The organism is Mesorhizobium sp. M7A.F.Ca.US.006.04.2.1 (genome assembly GCF_004022915.1).
Classification (GTDB): domain Bacteria; phylum Pseudomonadota; class Alphaproteobacteria; order Rhizobiales; family Rhizobiaceae; genus Mesorhizobium; species Mesorhizobium ciceri.
Map to the genome: position 1 here is coordinate 1 of NZ_RZQA01000575.1, position 4,204 is coordinate 4,204.

Sequence of the window (4,204 nt, forward strand, 5' to 3'; positions counted from 1 at the left end):
GTCAGGGACGGTGCCACGAATGCTGGCCTCACCTGGGAAAATGCCGAAGCCGCCTTGCGGGAAAACGAGGGCAAAAAACATGATGGACCGCCGGTGGTCGACCATGTCGGAGCATACGGATGCAACATGTCCTTGCGTTCCTCGCTTGTGGGCGATTTGCGCTTCGACGAGCGCCTCGTCTTGTACGGCTGGCAGGAAGACATCGACTTCACCAGCCAAATGAGATCCAAAGGCCGCGTGGTCTGCGTGACCGCGATCACGGGCGTCCATCTCGGTATCAAGACAGGGCGGGTCAGCGGCGAGCGGTTCGGCTACTCCCAGGTTGCGAATGCGATCTATCTGATCAGGAAGGGCTCCGTTCCGGCCTCTTTCGCACTTCCGCTGATGTTCAGGAATATCGCCGCGAATCTCGCAAAGAGCCTGCGGCCTGAGCCGTATATCGATCGCAGGGGCAGGCTCAGGGGTAACATGCTGGCGATCCGGCACATCGCCATGGGACGAATCGAACCCGAATACATCCTGAAAATCTGAAGGTGGGAAGACAATGCGGAAATGGCTTGTGACAGTGGCGGCGGCTTCATTGGCGGCGGCTGCCTGCCCCTTGCCGACGGTGGCTGCCGAGTACCTCTTCGGACCTCAGGACAAGGTCAGGCTCAAGGTCTACGAATGGCGCGCATCACGCGACGTGATCTTCGAATGGACGGCTCTCAACGACAGTTTCGTCGTCGGTGCCGACGGCACGCTCTTCCTTCCATTTGTCGGCCAGATACGCGCGCAGGGCACCGCCCCCGGCGACCTCGCCCGCGCGATCGGCGACCGCCTGATGCAGCACATGGGCCTCGGCCGCCAGCCGGATGTCGCTGTCGAGATTGTCCAGTACAGGCCGTTCTACATTGTCGGCTACGTCACGCAGCCAGGCGAGTTCCCCTACAGGCCCGGGCTGACGGTGCTGCAGGCGCTGGGAATCGCCGGCGGCCTGCGAACACGCGAGGAAGACATGTCGAGGCTCGAGCGTGAAGTCATCGTGGGTCAGGGCGATGTGGGTTTGTTGGCGCTGAGCAACGTCAGTCTGCTCGCCCGCAAAGCACGGCTGGAATCAGAACTAGCTGGCAGCGACGACATCGCCTTCCCTGCGCAACTGAAGGACAGAGCTTCGAACGAGAAGGTCGCGGTGGCGATGGAGCAGGAGCGCAAGATCTTCGCCGTCCGCAAGGACGCCATGGCGACGCAACTCCGTGCCCTGCGCGAACTCAAGGATTTCCTCGAAAAGGAACTGACCTCGCTCGGCCAGCAGATGGCCTTCCACGACCAACAGATCGAACTTATCCAGAAGGAACTCGCGGGTGTTTCGGCCCTTGTCCAGAAGGGGCTGGCGGTTGCACCGCGGGAACTCTCTCTACGGGGAACGGTCGCACAGATGCAGAGCGACAGGTTGGTTGCCGAGACCTCGCTCTTGCGAGTCAGGCAGGAGATAAGCAAGACCGACATCGAGATCCTCAACCTCGGCAATAGCCAAGCCAGCGAAGTCGCTGCTGCCTTGCGCGAGACGCAACTGCAGCTCAATGAAGTGACCAGCAAGGCCAACACCGCGGTGCAGTTGTTGCACGATACCGAGGTCACGGCCCCTGCTCTGCTCGCCCTTAGAGAGCGCGCCGAAAGGGCCAAGCCGATCTTCAAGATCGTGAGGACGACGGACAGCGGCTCGCAAGAACTCACGGCTGAGGAAACGACGCCGATCGAGCCAGGCGATACCGTGAAGATCGATATCCCCGCCCCGCCGTCCGGCTTGGCTGCTCTACCTGTAGAGGACGACGTCCAGGCAGGGACGGTTTCTGTTCAAGGTACCAATTGACAGGCTTCATGATTGGCGCGGGTGCCGGCTCGCAACGCCTTCGACATGACCTCCGAACCCGAGACCGTTGGTGGCCGCCTGGACGGGTAAAGAACGCGCCGGCGTCATGGCCAGAACGGTTCAGAGTGGGCGGAGCTGCCAGCTCGCTGCAGGTGCTTGTCTTTCTGCTGTTCCACACGGAAAACCGCCGCGCACCTTTCTTTGAACTGGTTCGCTTCAAGTTCAATGATCTGGCCGACCATGCTAGCAATTTCCGGCGGCACTTGCCTTGCACTTTGAGGCCGCATATCAGTGGGCACGCTGACGATGCCTTCCCTGCCGCAGTGAGGCGATCAGTTCCTGCGGGTATCACTGGAGATGTCGGTGCTCATGAGTGTAATCGCTATATCGGCGGCAGGCGTTCTGATGGGACTGCGCTTCAAGGCTCCTGCGCTGATCGCGGCGACTGCGCTGCTTGTGGTCGGAAGCTTTGCCTGGAATGGGCTCGGGTTGCCGGGCTACGTGACCGTCACTAAGTTCCTGATACTGTCATTCGTCTTGGCTGGCGCCTATATCATCGGTCTGTCCCTGTCCGTCCACCGGAAGCGCAAGGAAAGGTGACACGGCGGGACTTCAGGAAGCCCGGTCGAAACGTATGACTGCGAAAACCGTCCTGAACAGGATCACGATATCGAGCCAAACCGACCAGTTCCGCACATACTGGCAGTCCAGCTTCACGCGGTTGGCGTAGTCCATGCTGCTTCTTCCGTTCACCTGCCACAGACCGGTGAGCCCGGGCTTTGCCCGAAGGTATTCCCCTAAGTGGTCGCCGTAGCATTTTAGTTCGTCCTTGACGATGGGCCTTGGACCCACACAACTCATGTCGCCGCGGATGATGTTGAACAATTGCGGGAGTTCGTCGAGGCTCGACTTACGCAGCATCCACCCAAGCACCGTGACGCGGGGGTCGTTCCTGATCTTGCGGGTCTCCTCCCATTCCAACCTGACTTGAGGGTTGCTGTCGAGAAATGACTTCAGAACTTCGTCCGAATTGGTGACCATCGAGCGGAACTTGTAGCAATCGAATGGCTTTCCGCCAAAGCCGATGCGGCTATGCGAGAACACTGCTGGGCCTCCTGCCGTCATCCTGATCAGCAGAGCAACGACAATCATTACCGGCGCGGCAACCATAAGCGCCGTGAATGCTACTACCAGATCCATGATGCGCTTCAGGAGACCGCCCACAGGAGGGTTCGTCGTTCCCAACCTGAGCGCGGGCGAAAGGTCCGTCAACACTGCCCCGGCACCGTTGTTGTCGGATGCGGGAAGGACGTGCAGGACTGCCGTTCGGCTGTCGGACGGGATAGGCAGAGATGGCTGAACCCAGATCGGGGCTGCCTGATGTGACTCGAAGGCGTTCGTTGTCATGGAACAATCGCTGTTTCGACTTGTTGTTGCACTCTTCCAAGGTCGGAGGTTGTCGACAAGAAGGGCAAAGGAGGTAGCGTGACGCTCAGGGGCTATCCCCCTAATCCCAAGGAATGATCCTCCTAGACTTTTTGCAACTTCCGAAGGAGAATGTCTCGCTACGGTTTCATGCTTTGCGGCGCTTGGGCGCGCGGACCCTGGCCAAGAGTACGCCTAGTATCGGGGTCCTGCAGGCCTGCAACGTCTTGACAAGTTCCTGCAGCGTCTGGACCTGTGTCTTGCCCCACTCGGCAACGATCACCACGCCGTCCAGGACAGATCCGACAATCAGTTCGTCGGCACCCGAGGCAAGCGTCGGCAGGTCGAGTATGACAATGTCGTAGGCAGGAAGTCCGTTGGCGGCAAGGTCACTAGCGGCTAGCTCCGAGAGGAACGCCTCCATCTTGCTAGGCGCCAGGAGGTGTCTGGCGTCCACGGTCGAACTGGAAAGGATGTCGAACGGCCGCCCCGCAGCACGAACGATGTTGAGACGGACAGGGTCCTGGCACGGTAGGTCGAGGGCTCCCGACTGGCTCAGAAGCCGCGAGGGGGTCATGGTCGGGCGCCGGATGTCGGCGTCAATCACCAGCGTCTTCAGGCCCGACATCGAGTAGAGCGTAGCGAGATTGCTGGCCACCGAACTCTTCGAACCGTCGTTGGATACGGCAGTCAACCCAAGAAACCTGATCGGGCGGCTGGTTTCCGCAAGGCTTATCTCGGTTCGCACTTTTCTCAGGCTATGGCTGTATCGGGATTGCGGAGATCTTGCCACTTGGTCGACAAGGCCCGATCTTCTGCCGATCGGTGGCAGTTCTCCGAGGCATTCGACGCCCAGATTGTCGCGGATCTGTCGTGGCGACCTTATGGTCCAGTCAAACGCGTGCCTTACAAACGCAAGTCCAATAC

Annotated in this window: 5 protein-coding genes and 1 pseudogene; 3 read left to right on the forward strand and 3 right to left on the reverse strand. The window is 59.9% G+C overall.

The annotated features are described in order from the left end of the window. Both EN925_RS25550 and EN925_RS25555 read left to right on the forward strand, forming a co-directional pair. Nucleotides 1–531, forward strand: a pseudogene (locus EN925_RS25550) (glycosyltransferase family 2 protein); the annotation flags it as partial. 13 nt (nt 532–544) lie between these two features. After that, nucleotides 545–1,852, forward strand: a complete 1,308-nt coding sequence (locus EN925_RS25555) for a polysaccharide biosynthesis/export family protein (protein ID WP_127388452.1) — start codon at nt 545–547, stop codon at nt 1,850–1,852. Nucleotides 1,853–1,956: 104 nt separating this feature from the next. On the opposite strand, the gene EN925_RS39775 is transcribed toward EN925_RS25555, so the two are convergent. Next, entirely contained in the window at nt 1,957–2,094 is a 138-nt protein-coding gene (locus EN925_RS39775; RefSeq protein WP_164769510.1) for a hypothetical protein, read from the reverse strand. Between the two features lie 127 nt (nt 2,095–2,221). Here EN925_RS39775 and EN925_RS25560 point away from each other — a divergent pair, with 127 nt between their 5' ends. Next, on the forward strand, nt 2,222–2,452 hold the full coding sequence (locus EN925_RS25560; RefSeq protein ID WP_127219079.1) for a hypothetical protein: 231 nt from the start codon (nt 2,222–2,224) through the stop codon (nt 2,450–2,452). Nucleotides 2,453–2,464: 12 nt separating this feature from the next. On the opposite strand, the gene EN925_RS25565 is transcribed toward EN925_RS25560, so the two are convergent. Continuing rightward, nucleotides 2,465–3,259, reverse strand: coding sequence for a sugar transferase (locus EN925_RS25565; RefSeq protein ID WP_024505420.1), 795 nt, complete (start codon nt 3,257–3,259; stop codon nt 2,465–2,467). Between the two features lie 166 nt (nt 3,260–3,425). Continuing rightward, nucleotides 3,426–3,971, reverse strand: coding sequence for a CpsD/CapB family tyrosine-protein kinase (locus tag EN925_RS25570; protein ID WP_127370227.1), 546 nt, complete (start codon nt 3,969–3,971; stop codon nt 3,426–3,428). Between the last annotated feature and the right edge of the window lie 233 nt (nt 3,972–4,204).